The organism is Janthinobacterium sp. (assembly GCF_031995485.1).
GTDB lineage: Bacteria > Pseudomonadota > Gammaproteobacteria > Burkholderiales > Burkholderiaceae_D > Janthinobacterium.
This window is the reverse complement of sequence record NZ_DAMAGB010000038.1, coordinates 25,962-48,179: the sequence shown is the minus strand read 5'-3', so window position 1 is coordinate 48,179 and position 22,218 is coordinate 25,962. Positions and strand designations below refer to the sequence as shown.

Sequence of the window (22,218 nt, the reverse complement as noted above, 5' to 3'; positions counted from 1 at the left end):
CCGGTATTTTGCCGGGCTGGCGCAGCGCTATCCTGCAGCCGGCTCCAAAATAGCCTGAAGCCGGACATGGAAGGCGGCCTGTCGTTTGGCTGCAGGATCAATGGCGGCGCCGGCACCAGGCTGTCCAGGTTTATCTCAGTGGAACCGGCAAGCGCCGGGTCAGCGGACGCAGGCTTTCACGATCCGGCCACAGACCGGGAAAGACCTCGAACTTCAGATCGTCGCGATTGACGCCGGTATCGAAATAGCGGCACAGCCTGTCGCTCAGGTCCGCATCGCCCCACATATTGGTCAGCTCATGCCGTTCGATCAGGTCGCGGCTTGCGGGCAGCGTCAGTTCTTCTTCCAGCGCAGGTATCACGCTGTAGTCGAGGGCGCAGCCAGCCCCCAGATCGACCAGGTCGGCGCCACGAAACGGGAAGCCTCCCTCAAAATTGACAACAGGCCTCAACCAATAGCGCTCGTGCTCGCCGACAATCAGCGGACTGCCGGACTGGAATTGTTCGACCGCAAGCTGTCGCAGCACGATTTTCCCGACAAAGCCGCTGAAAAGCACCGGTGTGGTATCGGTCACCAGGCCGTTCCAGTCGCCGGTGGCGTTGCTGGCAGCGTAAAAGCGCATGACCGAGTTCCTGACCATCTGTGCTACTGCATAGAGATCCTCACGCAGCTTGAGGCTGACCAGGTCGCCTTGCTTCCATGCGATACGCTTTGCCATGTGATGCTCCTTGTTTGCCATCCTGACTCATGGCGCTTTTTTCGGCGGCTTTTCCGGGTTGAATTCCATCGACCAGATCACCGAGTTGATTTTCCAGCCTTGCGTGGTGCGCACCAGCTGCCACGCTTCCTGGCCCCAGTTGGAGCGGTAGTCGCCGCGGTTGAAGCTGTAATCGAAATACACCTGCGCAATATCGCCGTCGCTATCGATGCGCACATTGTCGAATTTTTCTTCCACCGCTACCTTGTCGCTGACGATGGAATCGATGAATTTGACAGGGCTGGCGCCTGGCGTAATCTTGTTCACCTTGCCGCCTTCGTCCTCGATCATGGTCATGCTCTTGTCCTTGACCACGCCGATCCACGGGATGGTTTCACTAAACAGCAGCTTCATGAAACTGGCCTTGTCCTTGTTGATCAGGGACAGGCGGAAGGTTTCCACCACTTGCTCCAGTTGCGCACGGTCGGTCTGCGACGGTGCTGCCTGGACAGTAAAAGTGCTGAAAAGCAGAAGGGCAGGCAGGCTGTATTTCATGAAAACTTTCAGATAGTTAAGGACAGTGAGTCGGACAAAATCTGCCATAGCGCCGCATGGCGCTGCTGCAGCGCGGCTCCGCCAGCATAGATCAGCTCGACGTGCAGGCTGTCGACGATGCCCAGATAGGCCTGCGCATATAGTTCGATGCGCTCCGGGGGCAGGGCGGGCGCGAGGCGTTCCAGGCTGGCCACATAGTGCTGCAGCAGCTGCACCAGCAGCGCTTCGAAGCCGGCGCCGACCTGCACGCGCAGCGTGGCTGGCGGCAGGTAAGCCGTGCGCAGCAGAAAGCGCAGGTGGGCCGACCCGGCATAGCGTTCGGCCATGCGGTCGCAGTACAGCGAGCCGGCCTGCTGGCCGCCGCGGGCGAACTGGTTTGCTTCATCGGCAAAGCAGCGGTCCATGAACGCCTGTTCTTGCGCCAGCGCGTCGTCGAACACGTCCAGGAACAGCGCATCCTTGCCGCTGAAGTGGGAATACAGCGAGGCCTTGCGCATGCCGGCCAGCTCGGCGATATCGGACAGCGAGGAGGCGTCGTAGCCATGTTCGGAAAAATGCACGACGGCGACGGCGCAGATGTTATCGGCCGAGGCCGAGCGTTTCTTCATGAAATAGGCAGATCAGGATTGGTGTAGGGGCGTGCGGTTGGCCGGGCAGCGGCTTGCCATGATACCAGTCGGCCCACTGCAGTCAATTTTATTGTACACTTACTGCCTACCGGTAGGTAGCTATAATTTTAATCAATCTACATCAAGGAGAACGGACATGATGCAATTCGGAATTTTGCTCAGCGGTATTGCGGTGGCCCTGCTGTTTGCAGCCTGGAGCACCAGCCGCGCGCGCGGCGAGCGGCGCGACGTGGTGCTGCTCGGTGTCGCGGCCGGTGCGCTCGCCGTGCCCGGCGCGGCGATGCTGGCGCTGTAAGCACGCCGGCAGGCTGCCACGCCTGCCATGCCTGTCCACCATGCCCGCTGCAGCGGGCGTTTGCCGTGGACGCTGTCGATGCCATCCGGCGTGGAGGGACCAAAAAGATCACACCTGCCGCCGACTCTGCCATGTTTGCGCACACGGCCGGGAGCGGGCCTGCTACCATTCGTGCGGCGCCGCTGCGCTGAGCAATTCGCTGCCGTCGTACTGACCAATTTGCTGGCCAATGCGGCGCGCACAGCCTGCTCACTACCTACAATGGATGATCGAACATGGCATTAAAAGACTCCGTGCTGTCACGGCCCGCGATGAGTTCCGCAGTCACCATCACCTGTGCGCTGGGACTGCTGTATTTTGGCCGTCCGGTGCTCGAGCCGCTGGTGCTGGCATTGATACTGAGCCTGGTCATCTCGCCGCTGATCCGGGTCTTCAACCGCTGGGGACTGGGTTTTCTGACCTCGACCGTGGTGTCGCTGCTGCTGGTCGGCGCCTCGGTGGCGGCGGTGGGCGCCGTGCTGGCGCTGCAGCTGGTGTCTGTCACGAAAGAATTGCCGCATTACCGTTCGGCCATCCACACCAAGATCGAGCGGATACAGGAATTGACCGAACGGCCTTTCGTGCGCCTGGCCGCCGAGCTGAACGCCGTCTCGCCGCTGGCCAAGGGCACGGCCCATGCGCCGGCGGCCGGCTTGCCGCGCAATGCCATGCAGCCGATACCGGTCGAAATCCGCACGCCGGTGCCGGCCGCGCGCGACACGGTGGCGCGCTTTGTGTCCGTCATCTCCGGGCCGGTCGGCGAAGCGGGGCTGGTGTTCGTGCTGCTGGTGTTTATCCTGCTGGAGCACGAGTCGCTGCGCGAACGCGCCGTGCGCCTGGCGGGGCAGGGCGATGTCAGCCGCACCATGCGCACCCTGGTGCATGCGGCCGAAGGCGTGTCGCGGTTTTTCTTTTCGCAGCTGGTCGTCAACATCATCTTTGCGCTGACCGTGTCGCTGGGACTATGGCTGCTGCAGGTGCCGCACGCGCTGCTGTGGGGTTCGCTCAGCGGCCTGCTGCGCTTCGTGCCCTATGTGGGCGCGCTGGTGGCCGGCGCCGCCATCACCCTGTTTGTCGCGGCGATCGATCCGGGCTGGACGCTGGCGCTGTCCTGCATGGCCATGTTTGCCGTGCTCGAAGTCATCGTCGCCAATATCGTCGAACCGAAGGTGTATGGCCACAGCTCCGGCCTGTCTCCGCTGGCCGTGATCGTCTCGGCGCTGTTCTGGGGCACCATGTGGGGGCCAGCCGGCCTGCTGATCTCCACCCCGCTGACCCTGTGCCTGGTGGTGGCGGGGCGCCATATCCGCGCGCTCGAAGCGATCACCATCCTGTTTGCCGATACCCCCAGCGTCAATGACGCCGAGCGTTTCTATCACCGCGTGCTGGCCGGCAGTTCCACCGCCATCATCGAGCATGCGCATGCCTACCTGCGCCGCAACAGCTTTGCGCGCTACTGCGATCATGTGCTGCTGCCGGGCCTGGACATGGCAATGAACGACCGCGCGCTGGGCCTGATCGACCAGTCGCAGCAGGACCGCATTCGCAGCACGGTCATCATGCTGGCCGATACGCTGGCGCAGGATGCCAACGGCAGCCGCTACGGCTCATGGCGCCGGCGCAAGGTGTCGCTGGCGGAAGCCAATATCGGCGCGCACCTGCGCCATGCGCGGGAAGAGCGGCTGGGCACGTTCCAGGGATCGCTGGACGTGCCGCTGCATTCGGTGATCCTGTGCGCGGGGTTTGCCAACGAGCGCGACGCGTTCCGTACCGAACTGCTGGTGCTGGCGCTGCGCGAAGTGTGCAGCGACGTGCGCAGCATCGTGCTGGGCGAGCCGCAGCCCGAGCCGGTCACCGAAAAGGGCGGCCTGGTCGGCACCGCATTCATCATGTATCCCGAGGAAGCGGCGCTCGACGAATGGCGCACGCTGGCCGGCGAACTGCGCGAGTATCTTCCCGACGCCACGCTGGTCACCATCCGCTATCGGAATAACCTGTCGCCGGCGCACCAGGCGGCGGTCGAGCAGTCGGTCGATATCGTGCTGCGCTCGTTCGAGGAAGGCCTGGCCTTCGTCACGCCGGAAAAGCCCGCTGCGGCGAAGGCAAGCAAGCGCTAAGCCAGCGCCGCCACCAAAAAGTCGACAAACGTGCGCACCTTGGCCGACAAATGTTTGCGGCTCGGGTAGACGGCGTACACGCCCAGCTCCGCCGACCGCCAGGCCGGCAGCAGGTGTACCAGCCTGCCGGCGGCCAGGTCGGCGCCGACGATGAAGTGCGGCTGGAACACGATGCCGGCGCCGGACAGGGCGGCCAGGCGGATGATGTCGCCATTGTCGGCGCGGATTGGGCCGGCCACCGGCACCGTGATGGTGTCGCCCGTGCCGCCGACCTGCTGCAGGCGCCAGTCGCTGCCGGTAGCGCTCAGGGTATAGGCCAGGCAGGCGTGCCGCGAGAGATCGGCCGGAATCGACGGCGCGCCCCAGCGCGCCAGGTAGGCGGGCGCGGCGCACACCACGCTGTGCACGCCGGCGAGTTTGCGCGCAATCAAATCCTGCTGCGGCTGGGCGCCGATACGGATCGCCAGGTCGAAGCCGTCTTCGACCAAGTCCACCTTGCGGTCCGACAGCGCGATATCGAGTTGTACCTGCGGATAGGCCTGGCTGTAGCCGCCGATGATGCCGGCCAGCCGGTGCTGGCCGTACGACAGCGGAATCGAGATGCGCAGCACGCCTTGCGGCATGCGCGTCATGTCGCCGGCCACATGTTCGGCCTCGTCGACGTCGCCGAGGATCTGCACGCTGCGTTCGTAAAACGCGCGTCCCGTTTCGGTCACGCTCAGGCGCCGCGTGGTGCGGTGCATCAGCCGCGTGCCCAGGTGCTCTTCCAGCTTCTGGATCTGCTTCGACACCATCGCGCGCGACACGCCCAGCTTGTCTGCGGCGACGGCAAAGCTGCCGCCGTCTACCACGGCGGCATAGGTTTTCATTGCGGCGAGCAGGTCAATGGCCATGATTGTCAATCAAATGGAAATAGTCTAATGCCTGGGCGCCTGTTTATCAACCCGATAAACAGCGCTATGATGCCGTCTTCCATCTCATGCGCTTATCGGACACCAGCATGACTGACACACTGAACGGCACGCTCGTCGAGCCGGCCACCGGCCTGGGCTCCCGCCTGCGGGATGCCGCCATGCAGGCATATGCCAGCCACGGCGTGCAGGAGCAGATCCTGGGCATCCACTTTGCCCGCCACGCGAAACAGGTACTCGATGGCCTGGGCGTGCCGCTCGGCTATCAGGAACATGAAGGCGGCCATCGCCTGCCGGGCGCCATGGCTGGCGATTTTCTGCAATGGTTGAGTTTGCAACTCGACCAGCACGCGATTCCACGATGATTTTTTTACCAATCCACTGACACGAAAGCCTGCCATGCAAACCACTACGACGAATGTGCGCCATACCGACGACCTGGGCAAACTGGTGCTGCGCCTGATCCTGGCCGCCACGCTGCTGTTTCACGGCATTTCCAAAATGAGCAACGGCATCGGCTTTGTCGCCGACATGCTGGCCAAGGCCGGCTTGCCGGCGGTGTTCGGCTACGGGGTGTATGTGGGCGAAGTCATCGCGCCGCTGTTCATCCTGTTCGGCCTGTTTACCCGTCCGGCCGCGCTGGTGGTGGCGATCAACATGGTGGTCGCCATCCTGCTGGTCCATACCAGCCAGTTCTTCACGCTCAACGACACCGGTGGCTGGGCGCTGGAACTGCAAGGCATGTATTTCTTTACCGCTATCGGCATCGCCTTGCTGGGCGCGGGGCGCTACAGCGTCGGTGGTGTCAATGGGCGGTTTAACTAGAGGGATGGCTGCGGTGGCGATGCCGGATGACGCTACGTCTGGGCGGCTGTTAATCCGGCATGCGGCCGATGGTCGTATCGCAGGTCGGATTAGCGGCAACGCCGCGTAATCCGACACATTGTTGGCCCGGCGTGGGGCTTAAAAAAAGAGGTGGCAGATGACAGGCAACTATCCGGAAGAGGCGAGCGCCGAAGTGGCGGAGATCTACTTCCGTGGCGCGAAGGGCCTGGCGCAGCGGCCGGTGGAGGATATCTTCGAGCTGCTCGGCAAACCGCGCGACTACGATGACTGGGATCTGGGCCGGCTGGTGTACAACTGGCACAGCGCCGAACGCTGCGTGCGCATCTACACCAGCCATGACCGGGTCGATGCGGTGCACCTGATGGAACCGGTCAATACGCCGCGCTTTGGCGCGGCGCTCGAGGTCATCTGGACCAGACCCGACGGGCAATAAAAAAGGCAGGCCGCATGGCCTGCCCCTGTGTGGATGGAGGCGCCCGTCAGGACGGGCGCTTTCCGTTTACGCCACGCCTTACTCTTCTTCGTACGAGCTGATCGGCGCGCAGCCGCAGAACAGGTTGCGGTCGCCGTAGACGTTGTCGGCGCGGCCCACTGGCGGCCAGTACTTGCGCTCGCGCAGCGATGCCACCGGATACGCAGCCACGCTGCGGCTGTACTTGCGGTTCCAGTCGTCCGACATCAGGACCTGCGCCGTGTGCGGTGCATTTTTCAAAGGATTGTCATCATGGTCGAATTCACCGCTGGCGACCTTGGCGATCTCTTCGCGGATGGCGATCATGGCGTCGATGAAGCGGTCGATTTCGGCTTTCGATTCGCTTTCGGTCGGCTCGATCATCAGGGTGCCCGGCACCGGGAAGCTCATGGTCGGCGCATGGAAGCCGAAGTCCATCAGCCGCTTGGCCACGTCTTCATTGCTGATGCCGGTGGCGTCGGTGATCGGACGCAGGTCGAGGATGCACTCGTGGGCGACCAGGCCGTCGTGGCCAGAGTACAGCACCGGGTAGTGCGGCGACAGGCGGCGCGCGATGTAGTTGGCCGCCAGGATCGCCGTCTCGGTGGCGGCCGTCAGGCCTTCGGCGCCCATCATCGCGATATACATCCACGAGATCGGCAGGATGCTGGCCGAGCCGAATGGCGCGGCGCTGACGGCGCCGATGCCGGCCGCGTCACGCTCGTAGCCACTGGAACGCTGGTTCGGCAGGAATTTTGCCAGGTGGGCGCCGACACCGATCGGGCCCACGCCCGGTCCGCCACCGCCGTGCGGGATGCAGAAGGTTTTATGCAGGTTCAGGTGCGAGACGTCGCCGCCAAACGAGCCCGGTGCGGCCACGCCGACCAGCGCGTTCATGTTGGCGCCGTCGATATACACCTGGCCGCCGTGCGAGTGGATGATCTCGCACAGTTCCTGGATGCCTTCTTCGAACACGCCGTGGGTGGACGGGTAGGTGACCATCACGCAGGCCAGGTTGGCGCTGTGTTTTTCGGCCTTGGCCTTCAGGTCCGCCAGGTCGACGTTGCCATTCGCGTCGCAGCTGGTGACGACCACCTGCATGCCGACCATATTGGCCGAGGCCGGGTTGGTGCCGTGCGCCGACGACGGGATCAGGCAGATATTGCGGTGGCCTTCGCCGCGCGATTCATGATACGCCTTGATCACCAGCAGACCCGCGTATTCGCCCTGCGAGCCGGCGTTCGGCTGCAGCGACACGGCCGCGTAGCCGGTCAGCGCGCACAGCATCTCCTCGAGCTGCGCAATCATTTCGCGGTAGCCCACGGTTTGCGCATCGGGCGCGAACGGGTGGATGTTGGAAAATTCCGGCCAGGTGACCGGAATCATTTCGGAGGTGGCGTTCAGCTTCATGGTGCACGAACCGAGCGGGATCATGGTGCGGTCCAGCGCCAGGTCCTTGTCGGCCAGGCTGCGCAGGTAGCGCAGCATTTCGTGTTCCGAGTGATAGCTGTTGAAGACCGGGTGGGTCAGGTAGGCGCTTTCACGCGCCAGGTTGGCCGGCAGCGCGCTTTCCACCGCCGCTTCGACCGCGTCCAGCTCCGGTGCCGCAGGGGCATTGGACACGCCGTGCGCGAACACGGTCCACAGCAGCGCGATATCGTCGCGGGTGGTGGTTTCATCGAGCGACACGCCCACGTGATTGGCGTCGATCTTGCGCAGGTTGACGCCGTTGGCGATCGCGGTGGCGTGCAGCTGTTCTGCATTGTCAACGCGAATCGTCAGGGTGTCGAAATAGGTGTCGTTGACGACCTTGTGGCCCAGCGTGGCCAGGTTGGCGGCCAGCACGCCCGTGAAGCGGTGCACGCGTTTGGCGATCTGCAGCAGGCCGACCGGGCCGTGGTAGACGGCGTACATCGAGGCCATCACCGCCAGCAGCACTTGCGCGGTACAGATGTTCGAGGTGGCTTTTTCGCGGCGGATATGCTGTTCGCGCGTTTGCAGCGCCAGGCGATAGGCCTTGTTGCCTTGCGCATCGACGGTCACGCCCACCAGGCGGCCCGACATATTGCGCTTGAATGCGTCGCGCGTGGACAGGTAGCCGGCGTGCGGGCCGCCGAAGCCGAGCGGCACGCCGAAGCGCTGGCTGTTGCCGACGACTACGTCCGCGCCCCATTCGCCTGGCGGCGTGAGCATGGTCAGCGCCAGCAGGTCGGCGGCGACGATCACCATCGCGCCATTGGCATGCAGTTTTTCGACGCCGGCGCGGTAGTCGCGCACCACGCCGTTGACGCCAGGGTATTGCAGCAGCACGCCGAAGCAGTCGTCCAGCGACTCGATGTCGGCCGGATCGAAGGTGCGCACCTCGATGCCGATCGGCTGGGCGCGCGTCTGCACCACTTCCAGCGTTTGCGGCAGCACGTCATTGGCGACGTACAGCACGCTGGACTTCGATTTGCCGACGCGCTGGATCAGCGTCATCGCTTCGGCGGCGGCCGTGCCTTCGTCCAGCATCGAGGCGTTCGAGATGCCCATGCCGGTGAGATCCGTGATCACTTGCTGGAAGTTCAGGATGGCTTCCAGGCGGCCCTGCGAAATCTCTGGCTGGTACGGCGTGTATGCCGTGTACCAGGCCGGGTTTTCAAAGATATTGCGCAGCACCACGCCCGGCGTGAACGTGTTGTAGTAGCCCTGGCCGATCACCGATTTCAGGACCTGGTTCTTGCCGGCGATGGCTTTCAGGCGCGACAGCGCTTCCTGTTCCGGCATCGGCTGCGAATACGCGCCCAATGGCAGCGCGCCCTGGTTGCGGATATTGGCCGGCACCAGCGCGTCGATCAGCGCAGCGCGCGAGGCATAGCCCAGCGTGGACAGCATGGCTTCCTGTTCGGAAGGGGAGGGGCCGATATGGCGGGCGATGAAGGCATCGCGTGCTTCGAGTTGGGTCAGGCTGGTGCGGGTCATGGTATAGAGGCCAAAGAGACTGAAAAAACGGGGAGGGGAAAACAGACGGGCCGCTGATGCGGCCCGTGCTTCAAACGCGATTACTCGCCGGTGGCGGCGCCATAGGCGGCAGCGTCGAGCAGGCCGTCCAGCGATGCGACGTCGGCCGGCTTGATCTTGAACAGCCAGTTGGCGTAGGCGTCGGCGTTGATCGATTCCGGCGCGTTGACCACGTCGTCGTTGACGGCGGTGACTTCGCCCGACACCGGCGCATAGATGTCGCTGGCGGCCTTGACCGATTCCACCACGGCGGCGTCGTCGCCGGCGGTGAAGGCGGCGCCGACGTCAGGCAGTTCGACGAACACGATGTCGCCCAGTGCATCCTGTGCGTACTCGGTGATGCCGACGGTGACCGTGCCGTCCGCTTCCAGGCGTACCCATTCGTGGGAGGCGGTGTACTTCAGGTCTGCAGGAATGTTCATGTGTGGCTCCAGATGGTAAATGTTTGATTGTTGATTATGTTTGATCGGTCTCGCGGGCGCCTCTAGTCGCTTACGCAACCAGGATTTTACCGTTACGCACGAAAGGCAGCTTGACTACCGAGGCGGCCAGCTGCTTGCCGCGGATTTCCACGTGCACTGTGTCGCCGACATTGACGCCGTTCGGCACGCGCGCCAGCGCGATCGCTTCCTGCATCGACGGGCTGAAGGTGCCGCTGGTGATTTCCCCTGCCTGGTCGCTGCCGGCGACGATGACTTTCTGGTGCGCGCGCAGCACGCCGCCTTTTTCGCGCAGGATCAGGCCCACGAATTGCGCGTTCTGGCCTTTTGCCAGCAGTGCCGCCTTGCCGACAAAGTCACGCTCGCTGACCAGGTCGATGGTCCAGGCCAGGCCGGCGTCGAGCGGGTTGACGGTTTCGTCCATGTCCTGGCCGTACAGGTTCATGCCCGCTTCCAGGCGCAGCGTGTCGCGCGCACCGAGGCCGGCCGGCTTGACGCCCGCCGCGGCCAGCGCGTTCCACAGCGCTTCGACCTGGGGCGCCGCCACGCCAATTTCAAAACCGTCTTCGCCCGTATAGCCGGTACGCGCCAGCATCACTTCGCCAAATGGCGTGTCCTGGACGATGACGGCGTTGAACGGCTTGATTGCTTCGGACGCGGCTTGCGTCTGCGGCAACACCTGCCATACTTTTGCGCGCGCGTTCGGGCCCTGCACGGCGACCAGCGCCATCGGCGCGTTCGCGCTGCGGCGCTCGGTGATCGTCAGGCCGCTGTTGGTGGCGGTGTTTTGCTGCTGCATCCACGCCACGTCTTTGTCGGCGGTGCCGGCGTTGACCACCAGGCGGAACCAGTTTTCGTTGAAGAAGTAGACGATCAGGTCATCGATGACGGTGCCTTCAGGGTTCAGCATGCACGAGTACAGCGCCTTGCCCGATACCTGCAGCTTGTCGACGTTGTTGGCCAGCAGGCCGCGCAAAAACGCGCGCACGTTCGGGCCTTCGATATCGACCACGCACATGTGCGACACGTCGAACATGCCGGCGTCGCCGCGCACCGCGTTGTGCTCTTCGATTTGCGAACCGTAGTTGACCGGCATGTCCCAGCCGCCGAAATCGACCATGCGGGCGCCAAGGGCGCGATGGGCGTTGTTGAGTGGGGTGGCGTTGAGCGTCATTGATTCCTCGGGACGAAGGTGAAAGGGGGGAGGTAACAGTACAAGCAGTACAGTTAACAGCGCACATGCCTGGCAAGCCGATACGGCTGTCCAGCGTGAACATTCACCCCCCTGTCCTTGGTACCTGAGAGATTACGGAGAAAAAAGCTCCGTGCGCCCCTTCGGTGGACCGCCGGCTTGCGCCGCGATCGCTCTCCAGAGTTGAGCCGCAGCATGGCCATTGCCATCGTTGCGCCTCGCCTGATCGGTCCTTTTGCCTGAGAGTTTTTGGGTAGTGCCCCTTCGGCGGCAACGCGAGTTTGCCCTCTCCCGATCAAGTGGTGGGAATATATGCCAGCAGGGGGTTTCTGTCAATCTGTAAACATGGTGCACAGACGCACCAGAATGGGGCGCAGGGCAGGGTGCACGACAGGGCGCCAGCGCTGATATTTCCTGGGCGTAAGACCCTGTTTCATCCCGTGGCGGGCGGATTCAGGAGGACGACGGCGAGGGCGGAAATTTGCTATGCTGGCAGCCAGGTTTACTAGCGAGCTTTTACCATGACAGACACTCAAAACAACCTGGAGCAGCACGGCTGGTTCACCCTGTCCGGCGACGTCAACAGCGACATGGTGCGCCGCGTCTTCGACGCCGTGGCCGACATGACCGAAGACAAGCTGACTACGGCCCATATCCTGATCCAGTCGAACGGCGGCTACGTCAGCGACGGCATCTGCCTGTACAATTTTTTAAGCAAGCTGCCGATCCGGCTGGTGACCTACAACACCGGCGCGGTGGCCTCGATTGCCGTCACGCTGTTCCTGGCGGGCCAGCAGCGCTACGCCAGCGATACCGCGCGCTTCATGGTCCACAAGTCGCATGCCACCGCCTCGCCCGGTGCGCGGCCCGACGCTCTCAGTATCATCGTGGAAGGCTTGCGCGCCGATGACCAGCGCACCGAGCGCATCCTGCGCAGCCACGTGGCGCTGACCGAAGACCAGTGGATGGTGCACGCGTATTCCGACCTGCACCTGACGGCCGAGCAGGCGCTGGAAGTCGGACTGGTCGAAGCGATCCGCGATTTCGAGATCCCCAAGGGCAAGCGGCTGACCAATATCTGAGGCAAGGTGCATGAAAACAGGGCCCGTACCGTTGCCGGTGCGGGCCCTGTTTTCATGCTGTCCCTGGCGTTGCGCCAGCAGGACAGTCATCGTGCCTCACCTTGCGATGCTACTTGCTGCCTTTGCCGGACGAGCTCGACTGCTTGCTGCCGCCGCTGCTGCTCGACTGTTTGCTGTCGCTGCTGCCCGACTGCTTGTTGTCGTCATTCTTGTGGCTTTGGCGGCCAGCTTCCACGTGCTGCTCATGGGTGCCACCCTGTTTGCCGCTGCCCGACTGCTTGCTGCCGCTGCCGGACTGTTTGTTGCCTTGATCGCTTTTTTGGTTCGAGTTCATGATGTTTCCTTTGATAGAAATGGAAAAAGTTCACCAGTCATTCGCCGGAACGCATCGGTAAAGAGGCGCCATGGTGGATAGTGGCTCCCCCTGGCTGATGTGTCCCGGTACGTCATGATGCGCGGCAAGCGATAACTCGACCATCGGAACAGCACTTGACGCCGTGTAGGATTTCGCCTGCTTTCTTGTTGGAAATATATGGTCGACATGTAATCGGATGTAATAGTGGCCCGGACGGATCAAAAAGCACCGTGGCGCACGGGCCAGTCGTGGCATAGTGCAGCCTGATCATAATGAGCGCAGTGATGATGAATTGGTGGAACGGAATTTCTTTTACGGCCGACATGGCTGTGCTGGGGCCGGCCGGCGTGGCCATTGCCTTGTGGCTGCTGGTGTCGAAGCAGTGGCGCCTGGTGCTGAGCTGGAGCCTGTGGTACGGCGGCGGCCTGCTGGCGGTAGTGCTGTCGAAGCTGGCCTTCATCGGCTGGGGCATCGGCAGCAGCACGCTCGATTTTACCGGTTTCAGCGGACACGCCATGCGCGCCGGCGCCGTCTTCCCCGTGCTGATGTACGTGATATTGCAGCGCGCGCCGCGCAGCTGGCGCCATGCGGGCGTGGTGGTGGGCGTGGCCTATGCCGTGCTGGTGTCGATCTCGCGCGTGGTGGTGCATGCACACAGCGTGTCCGAAGCGGTCAGCGGCTGTGTGCTCGGTTTGGCCGTGGCGCTCGGTTTCATGTGGCATGCGCGCGGCGCCGCGCAGATCGCCGTCAGCCATGCGCTGGTGCTGGCCTGCCTGGCCTTGATGGTGCTGATCACCTTCAAGGCCGAGCCGATGCCGACCGAAGACTGGCTGCAGAAAATCGCGCTGCGCCTCTCGGGCCATGAGCGCATATTTTCGCGCGCCGACTGGAAGCTGGCGCCAGACGGGCATGCCCACCGGTGAGCACGGCGCCGCAGACGGTTTTTTGGCCAGAGAATCGGCAACAAATGGTATGATGGGCCACTTTTTTTACGTCCCGCATTTTAACCGCCAGCATAGGCAGGAATTCTCGAACACGTGCGTCTCTCTTCCATCAAGTTGTCGGGATTTAAGTCTTTCGTCGATCCCACCAATTTCCAGGTGCCGGGCCAGCTCGTGGGCGTGGTCGGGCCGAATGGCTGCGGCAAGTCGAACATCATCGACGCCGTGCGCTGGGTGCTGGGCGAATCGAAGGCGTCCGAGTTGCGCGGCGAGTCGATGCAGGACGTGATTTTCAACGGTTCCACCCACCGCAAGCCTGCCGGGCGCGCCTCGGTCGAACTGGTGTTCGACAACAATGACGGCAAGGCTTCGGGCCAGTGGGGCCAGTACGCCGAGATCGCGGTCAAGCGCACGCTGACGCGCGACGGCACCTCCACCTATTACATCAATAGCCAGCCCGTGCGCCGGCGCGATATCCAGGATATTTTCCTCGGTACCGGCCTGGGTCCGCGCGCCTACGCGATTATCGGCCAGGGCATGATTTCACGCATCATCGAATCGCGCCCGGAAGAGCTGCGCGTGTTCCTCGAAGAAGCGGCCGGCGTGTCGAAGTACAAGGAACGCCGGCGCGAGACGGAAAACCGCTTGCAGGACACGCGCGAAAACCTGCTGCGCGTGGAAGACATCCTGCGCGAACTGAACGCCAACCTGGAAAAACTCGAAGCGCAGGCGGCCGTGGCCACCCGTTTCCACGCGCTGCAGGCGGACCAGGAAGAAAAGCAGAAACTGCTGTGGCTGCTGCGCAAGAACGAGGCGCAGAACGAACAGACGCGGTTTTTCCGCGAAGTGGAACAGGCGCAGACCGACCTGGAAGAGCAGACGGCCAAGCTGCGCAATGTCGAGCTGACCCTGGAGCAGATGCGCCAGGCCCACTTTGCCGTCGGCGACCGCCTGCATACGGCGCAGGGCCATCTGTACCAGACCAATGCCGAGATCGGCAGCCTGGAAGCGCAGATCAAGTTCGTGATCGAGTCGCGCGCCCGCCTGCAGGCGCAGCTGGCCACTCTCACTGCCCAGCGCGACCAGTGGACCCAGCAGGGCAGCGAATACCAGGAACAGATCGAGGAAGCGGAATTCCATCTGGAGGAGCTGGCTGCCAAGGTCGAGCAGTCGCAGATGATGGCCGAGCAGAAGGGCGAGCAGTTGCCCGAGCTGGACGCCGCCTGGCGCGCGGCCCAGCACAGGAGCACGGAATCGCGCGCGAAGATCATGCAGGCGCAGCAGCAGATCGAGCTGGAATCGGCGCACCAGCGCAATGCCTCGAATATCCTCAACAGCCTGCTGTCGCGCCGCGAGCGCCTGCAGCAGGAAAAAAACAGCTTGAGCCTGCCCGACAGCAGCCACCTGGAAAACCTGAAACTGCAGCTGGAAGAAAAGCAGCAGGCGCTCGAAGAGCAGGGCTTCTACCTGGAAGAAGCGCTGGAGCAGCAGCCGAAGCTGGAGCAGGAGCGCAGCGAGGCGCAGGCGCAGGTCAATGCCGAAACCGCCGCCAACGCGCAGCTCGAAGCGCGCCTGTCGGCGCTGAAGCAATTGCAGGAACGCGTGCAGACGCAGGGCAAGGTCCAGCCCTGGCTGAAAAAGCACGAACTCGACAGCTTGCCGCGCCTGTGGCAAAAACTGCAGATCGAAGCGGGCTGGGAAGCGGCGATGGAGTCGATCCTGCGCGAGCGCACGTCGGCCCTGCAGCTGTCGAATATCGACTGGGCCAAGGCCTTTTTTGCCGACGCGCCGCCAGCCAAGCTGGCCCTGTATGCGCCGTCCACCGTACCGCCCCTGCTGCAACCTGATGTGCCCGGCCTGAAACCGTTTTTGAACCTGCTGAAACTGAACGATCCGGGCCTGCGCGGCCTGCTGCAGGACTGGCTGTACAACGCCTATGTGGTGGAAGACGCGGCCGAGGCGTTGCTTGAACGCGGCAAGCTGCCGCCGGGCGGCTATTTCGTCACCCGCGCGGGTCACGTGATCACGGCCGGCAGCGTGCGCTTTTATGCGGCCGACTCCGAGCAGGAAGGCATGCTGGGCCGCCAGCAGGAAATCGACAATATCGGCAAGCAATTGCGTGCCCAGCAACTGCTGGCCGAAGAGGCGCGCGCCCGCTCGGTACGCGCCGATGCGGCGGTGGCCGCTCTGACGCGGCAGCTGTCGGACCTGCGCCTGCGCATCCAGCAACTGACTTCCTCCGTGCATACCTTGCAGCTGGACGTGGTGAAATTGTCCGAGGTCGAGGCGCGCTTCAACCAGCGCAGCACGCAGATCGGCGCGGACCTGGCGGAAATCGCCGCGCAGGAAGCCGAGCAGATGCAGATCAAGCTGGAATCGGAGGAGAAATTCGAGCAGCTCGACATGGAACTGGGCAACCTGCAGGAAGCGCACGAAGACGGCCACACGGATTTCCTGCTGAAGGAACAGCGCCTGGCCGAGGCGCGCGAAGCCCTGCGCGACCTCGAACGCAATGCCAAGGACACGGAATACGCGGAACGCTCGCAGCGCACGCGCATCGAGGAATTGCGCCGCAATATCGCCACCGCCAGCACCCAGGCGCAGCAGGTCACGGCCAGCCTGCAGGCAGGCCAGCTGGAACTGGCCAACCTGGAAAGCGGCGCGGCCAACGACGGCCTGCAGGATCTGCTCGAGCGCCGCACCACGCAGGAAAAAGCGCTGGCCGACGCGCGCCACGAGCTGGACCAGATCACGCAGCAGCTGCGCCTGTCGGAAGACGCGCGCACGCAGTCCGAGCGCAGCCTGCAGCCGCAGCGCGACAAGATCATGGAAATGCAGCTCAAGGAACAGGCCGCGCGCCTGAACCAGGAACAGTTCGCCCAGCAACTGCTGGAGTCCGGCGCCGACGAGGCGGCCTTGAGCGAAAAGTTGCACCCGGACATGCGTCCGTCCTACCTGCAGGGCGAAGTGACGCGCCTGACCAATGCGATTGCGGCGCTGGGCGCCGTCAACCTGGCCGCCTTGGACGAGCTGGCGCAGGCGTCCGAGCGCAAGAATTTCCTCGACGCCCAGAACGCCGACCTGACGGAGGCGATCAACACGCTGGAAGACGCGATCCACAAGATCGACAAGGAAACGCGCGACTTGCTGCAAGACACGTTCGACAAGGTCAACCATCACTTTTCCGAGCTGTTCCCCATCCTGTTCGGCGGCGGGCAAGCCAGGCTGACCATGACGGGCGACGAAATTCTCGATTCCGGTGTACAAGTAATGGCGCAACCGCCCGGCAAGAAGAATGCCACCATCCACCTGTTGTCCGGTGGAGAGAAAGCGCTGACCGCGACCGCACTGGTGTTTTCCATGTTCCGCCTGAACCCGGCGCCGTTCTGCCTGCTCGACGAGGTCGACGCGCCGCTGGACGATTCGAACACGGAACGTTTTTGCCGCATGGTCAAGCGCATGTCCGACCAGACCCAATTCCTTTTCATTTCGCATAACAAGATTGCGATGGAAATGGCCCATCAATTGATCGGTGTGACGATGCAGGAGCAGGGCGTATCGCGCATCGTGGCGGTGGACATGGAGTCCGCCGCAAATTTTGCTACCGAGGCACAAGCAGCATGACAGACCTTCAAATTACCTTGTTCGGCGCCGGCGGCGTCTTTATCGTCGCCGTGTTTTCCTACAACAAGTGGCAGGAATACAAAGCCAAGAAAAGCGTCGAGCGCGCCTTTTCGAATGACCATGATGACGTGCTGATGCGTGAAGGCGAAGCGCCGGCCGCAGCACCTGGCGCGCCGGCGGAGCCCGTGCTGCGCCAGGAACCGCGTTTCGATTCCACGCCGGTGCCGCAGGCCAAGACCGAACCGTCGTTCGGCGCCGCGCCGTCCCATCCGGCCGTGTTTGCCGATGAAGTGGGCCAGGGCGACACCGCTTACGGCATGGACGCCGTGCCGACGCCATCGCAGGAAACCAGCGCCGCCAGCGAACTGGCCACCAGCCTGGTCGATCCGCTGATCGATTGCCTGCTGCCGCTGTCGCTCGAAGCGCCCGTGCGCGGCGAAAAAATCCTGCCAGTGCTGCAAACCCTGCGCCTGGTGGGCAACAAGCCGGTGCACTTCATCGGCCTGCATGTCAACGGCGACTGGGAGCCGATCACGCACGGCGGCGTGTACACGAAAATGCAGGGCGGGGTGCAGCTGGCCAGCCGCACCACGGCGCTGAATGAACTGGAATACTCGGAACTGGTCACGCGCCTGCGCGTGGTCGCCGACGAGATCGGCGCCGAGCCGGAAGTGCCGGACATGATGGAAGTGATGGCCGAAGCGCGCAACCTGCACCGCTTCGTGGCCGGCCACGACGCCCAGCTGGGCGTCAACCTGCACACCAACGGCGCGCCATGGGCGATTTCCACCCTGCTCGTGGCGCTGGAAAAACAGGGTTTCGATGTGCGTCCCGACGGCCGTTTCGTGATGCCGGACGGCGAAGGCGGCCATCTGTTCTCGCTGTCGACCAACGTCACCCTGGCCGAGGAAACCACGCCGCGCCTGACCCTGCTGCTTGACGTGCCGTGCGTGGCGCCTGCGCGCGACGGTTTCGGCGCCATGGTGGCCTGCGCCCGCTCGCTGGTGGGCCGCCTGGACGCGACCATCGTCGACGACTACAACCAGGCGCTGTCGGACGCGGCCCTGGCCGAGATCGCCGGCCAGGTACAGGAGTTTTACCAGGAAATGGAAGCGGCGGACATTCCGGCCGGCTCCACCCGCGCCCTGCGCCTGTTCAGCTGAGAAGCAGGCAACCATGACCGAGACCACCATCGAGGCGGGCCAGCGCGTGCTGGCGCTCACGCTTGAGCTGAACAAACATCTGCACGCTTACCACGTGCTCGACAATCCCACCATTCCCGACGCCGTCTACGACCAGCTGTTTGCCGAACTGCAGCAACTGGAAGCGGCGCATCCCGAATTGCGCGCGCCCGACTCGCCCACCTTGCGCGTGGGCGCGGCGCCCCTGCCGCAATTCGACCAGGTCACGCACACGGTGCCGATGCTGTCGCTGAACAATGGTTTTTCCGAAGACGATATCGTCAATTTCGACCGCCGCGTGCGCGAAGGCCTGGGCCTCGATGCTGGCGAAGTCAGCTATGCAGCCGAAGTGAAATTCGACGGCCTGGCAATCAACCTGCGCTACGAAAACGGCCTGTTCGTGCAAGCCGCCACGCGCGGCGACGGCGCCACCGGCGAAGACGTGACAGCCAATATCCGCACGATTGCCGGCATTCCGCTGCGCCTGCATGGCGATAACGTTCCCGCTTTGCTCGACGTGCGCGGCGAAGTGATGATGTTCAAGAGCGACTTTGCACGCCTGAACGAACGCCAGAGGGAAGCGGGCCAGAAAGAATTCGCCAATCCGCGCAACGCGGCCGCCGGCAGCCTGCGCCAGCTCGATTCGCGCATCACGGCGCGGCGCAAGCTGCGTTTCTATGCCTACGGCATCGGTGCGCTGGACGGTGCCGCCATGCCGGCCTCGCACTCGGCCTTGCTGGACTGGTACCAGAAGCTGGGCATTCCCGTGTCGAAGGAGCGCCGCGTGGTGCAGGGCGCGCAGGGCCTGTTTGCCTATTTCAACGAGATCGGCGCGGCCCGGCCGGACCTGCCGTACGAGATCGATGGCGTGGTCTACAAGGTCGATTCGACCGAAGACCAGCAGGAACTCGGCTTCGTGTCGCGCGCGCCGCGCTTTGCGCTGGCGCATAAATTCCCGGCCGAAGAAGCGCTGACGGTGGTGCAGGGCATCGATATCCAGGTGGGACGCACGGGCGCCATGACGCCGGTGGCGCGCCTGGCGCCCGTCTCGGTGGGCGGCGTGACGGTTACCAACGCCACCCTGCACAATGAAGGCGAGGTGCAGCGCAAGGATATTCGTATTGGCGACACCGTCATCGTGCGCCGCGCCGGCGACGTGATTCCGGAGGTGCTGGCGATGGTGCCGGACAAGCGTCCCGCAGGCACGGTAGCGTTCGTCATGCGCGATACCTGTCCCGTCTGCGGCTCGCACGTGGTGCGCGAAGAGGGCGAGGCCGTGGCGCGCTGCTCGGGCGGCCTGTTCTGCTCGGCCCAGCGCAAGGAGGCGTTCCGCCACTTCGCGGGCCGGCGCATGATGGATATCGACGGTCTCGGTGAACGTTATATCGATACCCTGGTCGAACTGGGCTATGTGCACAGCCTGGCCGACCTGTACAAGCTGAGCCTGGAAAAGTTGCTGGAAATGAAGGTGCGTGCCGACGAGCGCGATGGCGTCACGCCGGAAACCGTACAGCAGGGCAAGATTCCCACCAAGTGGGCGGAAAACCTGCTGGCCGGCATCGAAGCGAGCAAGCGTCCGCCGCTTGAGCGCTTCCTGTTTGCGCTCGGCATCCGCCATGTGGGCGAGTCCACCGCCAAGACGCTGGCCGAATGGCTGGGTAGCCTGGAGCGGGTGCGCCATGCGCCCGCCGCCCTGCTGCGCGTGCTGCCCGACATCGGCGGCACGGTGGCCGAGTCGATTGCCGATTTTTTTGCGGAAGAGAAAAACCAGCAGGCGCTGCAGGCGCTGCTGGACGCGGGCGTGGCGCCGCAGGGCGAACATGCGCCGAGCGCCAAGCTGCGCGATGCGCTCGACGTGGCCACCTTGCTGGCCGCCGTCGGGATTCCGAAGCTGACGCTGGCGCGCAGCCGGCAACTGGTCGAGCGCGGTGTCACGCTGGCCAGCCTGGCCGGGCAGGGCGGCGGTTTCCAGGCCGGCTTGCCCGCTGGCGTGGCCGAGGCGCTGGCGTCCTGGCTGCAGGTCGAGGGCAATGTGGCGGCCTTGGGTCAATTGAACGGCCTGCGCGAGAAATTGCTGGCAGAATTACCACAACTGCCAACAGCTGGCGGCAAGTTCGAGGGCAAGACTTTTGTGCTGACAGGTACCTTGCCCACCATGAGCCGCGAGGAAGCGGCGGCGCTGATCGAAGCGGCCGGTGGCAAGGTCAGCGGCTCGGTGTCGAAGAAAACCAGTTATGTGGTTGCTGGCAGCGATGCGGGCAGCAAGCTGGCCAAGGCGCAGGAATTGAGTGTGGCACTGCTCGATGAAGCTGCGCTGCTGGCCTTGCTGGCGCAGTGACCGTCAATGTGATGTCACAGGGCCTTTTACTTATCCAATTTGTGTAGAAAACCATGAAAAAAATCAGAAAAGCAGTTTTCCCCGTCGCGGGTCTCGGCAGCCGTTTTTTGCCTGCCACTAAAGCACAACCAAAAGAAATGTTGCCTATCGTCGACAAGCCACTGATCCAGTATGCGGTCGAAGAAGCGGTAGCGGCGGGCATCACGGAAATGATCTTTATCACCGGCCGCAACAAGCGCGCCATCGAAGACCATTTCGACACCGCCTATGAGCTGGAAACGGAACTGGAAGCGGCCGGCAAGCGCCAGCTGCTCGAGATGGTGCAGAACGTGATCCCGAAACACATCAACTGCATCTACATCCGCCAGTCGGCACCGCTGGGCCTGGGCCATGCGGTGCTGTGCGCGCGTCCGGTGGTGGGCGACGAGCCGTTTGCCGTCCTGCTGGCCGACGATTTCATGGATGTGGAAGAAGGCGTGCGCCCGGTGCTGGCGCAGATGACCGATGTGTTCCAGTACGAAAACTGTTCGCTGCTGGCCGTGCAGGACGTGCCGCGCGCCGAGACCAAGCAGTACGGTATCGTCAGCGCCAAGAACTACCAGCCTGACCTGGAACTGGTGTCGGCCATCGTGGAAAAACCGTCGCCGGAAGAAGCGCCTTCGACTCTGGCCGTGGTCGGCCGCTACGTGCTGAGCAGCCGCATTTTTGAACACCTGGAAAAAATCGGCACCGGCGCCGGCGGCGAAATCCAGCTGACCGACGGCATCGCGGCGCTGATGCGCGAAGAACGCGTGCTGGCCTACCGCTATTCGGGCCAGCGCTACGATTGCGGCTCGAAACTGGGTTACCTGAAAGCGACCACCGCCATGGGTCTCAAGCATCCTGAAACGGGCGCCGCTTTCCGCGCCTATCTCGATCAGATGCAGGAAAACCGCGAGAACGCACAGTCGGAAGCAAAATGACCGTACGCGCAATTCTGAAGATGGGCGATCCGCGCTTGCTGCGGATGGCCGAGCCCATACGTGATTTCGATACGCCCGAGCTGCACGCCCTGATCGCCGACATGTTCGACACCATGCACGCCGCCAATGGCGCAGGGCTGGCGGCGCCGCAGATCGGCGTCAACCTGCAGGTGGTGATCTACGGCTTCAAGCAGAATCTGCGCTATCCCGATGCGCCGCAGGTGCCGGAAACGGTGTTGATCAACCCGGTGTTGACGCCTCTGTCGGAACGCAAGGAAGAAGGCTTCGAAGGCTGTCTGTCGGTGCCCGGCCTGCGCGGCAGCGTGCCGCGCTGGAGCGAGCTGCACTATGAAGGAGTGGACCAGTTCGGCAAAGCCATCAGCCGCGACTGCGACGGCTTCCACGCGCGCGTGGTGCAGCATGAAGTCGACCATCTGCACGGCATCCTGTATCCGATGCGGATCGTCGACTTTACGCAGTTCGGGTTTGCCGAGGTGATGTTTCCCGACCTTGATCCCAGCGACGACGACTGATCGTTAGCGCCATTTTTTACCCCAAAAGCA

General features: G+C 63.4%; 20 protein-coding genes and 2 riboswitches. Of the genes, 12 read left to right on the top strand and 8 right to left on the bottom strand.

Going from position 1 to position 22,218, the window contains the following annotated elements:
* Positions 1–130: 130 nt before the first annotated feature.
* The 3 genes from RTQ46_RS19395 to RTQ46_RS19385 are packed head-to-tail and all read right to left on the bottom strand — an operon-like array spanning position 131 to position 1,860.
* Positions 131–718 (bottom strand): hypothetical protein, encoded by a 588-nt coding sequence (locus RTQ46_RS19395; RefSeq protein WP_312439183.1) that lies wholly within the window; start codon positions 716–718, stop codon positions 131–133.
* Positions 719–745: 27 nt separating this feature from the next.
* Positions 746–1,252, bottom strand: coding sequence for a hypothetical protein (locus RTQ46_RS19390; RefSeq protein ID WP_312439182.1), 507 nt, complete (start codon positions 1,250–1,252; stop codon positions 746–748).
* A gap of 8 nt (positions 1,253–1,260) precedes the next feature.
* Entirely contained in the window at positions 1,261–1,860 is a 600-nt protein-coding gene (locus tag RTQ46_RS19385) for a TetR family transcriptional regulator (protein ID WP_312439181.1), read from the bottom strand.
* A gap of 157 nt (positions 1,861–2,017) precedes the next feature.
* On the opposite strand from RTQ46_RS19385, the gene RTQ46_RS19380 reads away from it, so the two are divergent.
* Positions 2,018–2,176 carry a hypothetical protein gene (locus RTQ46_RS19380; RefSeq protein WP_312439179.1) on the top strand — a complete coding sequence of 53 codons (159 nt, stop codon included), beginning with the start codon at positions 2,018–2,020 and terminating at the stop codon, positions 2,174–2,176.
* Positions 2,177–2,451: 275 nt separating this feature from the next.
* Complete coding sequence (locus RTQ46_RS19375) at positions 2,452–4,332, top strand: AI-2E family transporter (protein WP_312439177.1); 1,881 nt, start codon at positions 2,452–2,454, stop codon at positions 4,330–4,332.
* Here the strand turns inward: RTQ46_RS19375 and RTQ46_RS19370 are convergent.
* Positions 4,329–5,225 carry a LysR family transcriptional regulator gene (locus RTQ46_RS19370; RefSeq protein WP_312439175.1) on the bottom strand — a complete coding sequence of 299 codons (897 nt, stop codon included), beginning with the start codon at positions 5,223–5,225 and terminating at the stop codon, positions 4,329–4,331. The two genes, RTQ46_RS19375 and RTQ46_RS19370, sit on opposite strands and share 4 nt — an antisense overlap.
* A 107-nt stretch (positions 5,226–5,332) precedes the next feature.
* Here RTQ46_RS19370 and RTQ46_RS19365 point away from each other — a divergent pair, with 107 nt between their 5' ends.
* The 3 genes from RTQ46_RS19365 to RTQ46_RS19355 all read left to right on the top strand — a co-directional run bounded on the left by RTQ46_RS19365 (position 5,333) and on the right by RTQ46_RS19355 (position 6,522).
* Positions 5,333–5,608: a hypothetical protein gene (locus tag RTQ46_RS19365; RefSeq protein WP_312439173.1), complete on the top strand. Its 276-nt coding sequence runs from the start codon at positions 5,333–5,335 to the stop codon at positions 5,606–5,608.
* A 34-nt stretch (positions 5,609–5,642) separates the two neighbouring features.
* Positions 5,643–6,068, top strand: coding sequence for a DoxX family protein (locus RTQ46_RS19360; protein WP_312439171.1), 426 nt, complete (start codon positions 5,643–5,645; stop codon positions 6,066–6,068).
* A 157-nt stretch (positions 6,069–6,225) separates the two neighbouring features.
* Complete coding sequence (locus RTQ46_RS19355; RefSeq protein ID WP_312439169.1) at positions 6,226–6,522, top strand: hypothetical protein; 297 nt, start codon at positions 6,226–6,228, stop codon at positions 6,520–6,522.
* A 78-nt stretch (positions 6,523–6,600) separates the two neighbouring features.
* Here RTQ46_RS19355 and gcvP read toward each other — a convergent pair whose 3' ends face one another.
* The 3 genes from gcvP to gcvT all read right to left on the bottom strand — a co-directional run bounded on the left by gcvP (position 6,601) and on the right by gcvT (position 11,154).
* On the bottom strand, positions 6,601–9,501 hold the full coding sequence (gene gcvP, locus RTQ46_RS19350; protein ID WP_312439168.1) for an aminomethyl-transferring glycine dehydrogenase: 2,901 nt from the start codon (positions 9,499–9,501) through the stop codon (positions 6,601–6,603).
* 80 nt (positions 9,502–9,581) lie between these two features.
* Positions 9,582–9,962: a glycine cleavage system protein GcvH gene (gene gcvH / locus RTQ46_RS19345; protein WP_312439166.1), complete on the bottom strand. Its 381-nt coding sequence runs from the start codon at positions 9,960–9,962 to the stop codon at positions 9,582–9,584.
* 70 nt (positions 9,963–10,032) lie between these two features.
* Positions 10,033–11,154, bottom strand: coding sequence for a glycine cleavage system aminomethyltransferase GcvT (gene gcvT / locus RTQ46_RS19340; protein WP_312439164.1), 1,122 nt, complete (start codon positions 11,152–11,154; stop codon positions 10,033–10,035).
* A gap of 101 nt (positions 11,155–11,255) precedes the next feature.
* Positions 11,256–11,363, bottom strand: a riboswitch (glycine riboswitch).
* 26 nt (positions 11,364–11,389) lie between these two features.
* A riboswitch (glycine riboswitch) is annotated at positions 11,390–11,476 on the bottom strand.
* 217 nt (positions 11,477–11,693) lie between these two features.
* Here gcvT and RTQ46_RS19335 point away from each other — a divergent pair.
* Entirely contained in the window at positions 11,694–12,254 is a 561-nt protein-coding gene (locus tag RTQ46_RS19335) for an ATP-dependent Clp protease proteolytic subunit (RefSeq protein WP_312439162.1), read from the top strand.
* Between the two features lie 109 nt (positions 12,255–12,363).
* On the opposite strand, the gene RTQ46_RS19330 is transcribed toward RTQ46_RS19335, so the two are convergent.
* A complete protein-coding gene (locus RTQ46_RS19330) occupies positions 12,364–12,588 on the bottom strand; it encodes a hypothetical protein (protein ID WP_312439161.1) in 225 nt (74 codons plus the stop codon).
* A gap of 305 nt (positions 12,589–12,893) precedes the next feature.
* Here RTQ46_RS19330 and RTQ46_RS19325 point away from each other — a divergent pair, with 305 nt between their 5' ends.
* The 6 genes from RTQ46_RS19325 to def all read left to right on the top strand — a co-directional run bounded on the left by RTQ46_RS19325 (position 12,894) and on the right by def (position 22,188).
* Entirely contained in the window at positions 12,894–13,532 is a 639-nt protein-coding gene (locus RTQ46_RS19325; RefSeq protein WP_312439159.1) for a phosphatase PAP2 family protein, read from the top strand.
* Between the two features lie 114 nt (positions 13,533–13,646).
* Complete coding sequence (gene smc, locus RTQ46_RS19320; RefSeq protein ID WP_312439157.1) at positions 13,647–17,174, top strand: chromosome segregation protein SMC; 3,528 nt, start codon at positions 13,647–13,649, stop codon at positions 17,172–17,174.
* The gene (locus RTQ46_RS19315; RefSeq protein ID WP_312439155.1) at positions 17,171–18,337 is read left to right on the top strand and encodes a cell division protein ZipA C-terminal FtsZ-binding domain-containing protein; all 1,167 of its coding nucleotides are present in this window, start codon (positions 17,171–17,173) and stop codon (positions 18,335–18,337) included. The genes smc and RTQ46_RS19315 overlap by 4 nt, the downstream gene beginning before the upstream one ends.
* Before the next feature lie 13 nt (positions 18,338–18,350).
* A complete protein-coding gene (ligA, locus tag RTQ46_RS19310) occupies positions 18,351–20,693 on the top strand; it encodes an NAD-dependent DNA ligase LigA (protein WP_312439154.1) in 2,343 nt (780 codons plus the stop codon).
* Between the two features lie 53 nt (positions 20,694–20,746).
* Positions 20,747–21,655 carry a UTP--glucose-1-phosphate uridylyltransferase GalU gene (gene galU, locus RTQ46_RS19305; protein WP_312439152.1) on the top strand — a complete coding sequence of 303 codons (909 nt, stop codon included), beginning with the start codon at positions 20,747–20,749 and terminating at the stop codon, positions 21,653–21,655.
* Positions 21,652–22,188 (top strand): peptide deformylase, encoded by a 537-nt coding sequence (gene def / locus RTQ46_RS19300; protein ID WP_312439150.1) that lies wholly within the window; start codon positions 21,652–21,654, stop codon positions 22,186–22,188. The genes galU and def overlap by 4 nt, the downstream gene beginning before the upstream one ends.
* The last annotated feature ends 30 nt before the right edge of the window (positions 22,189–22,218 follow it).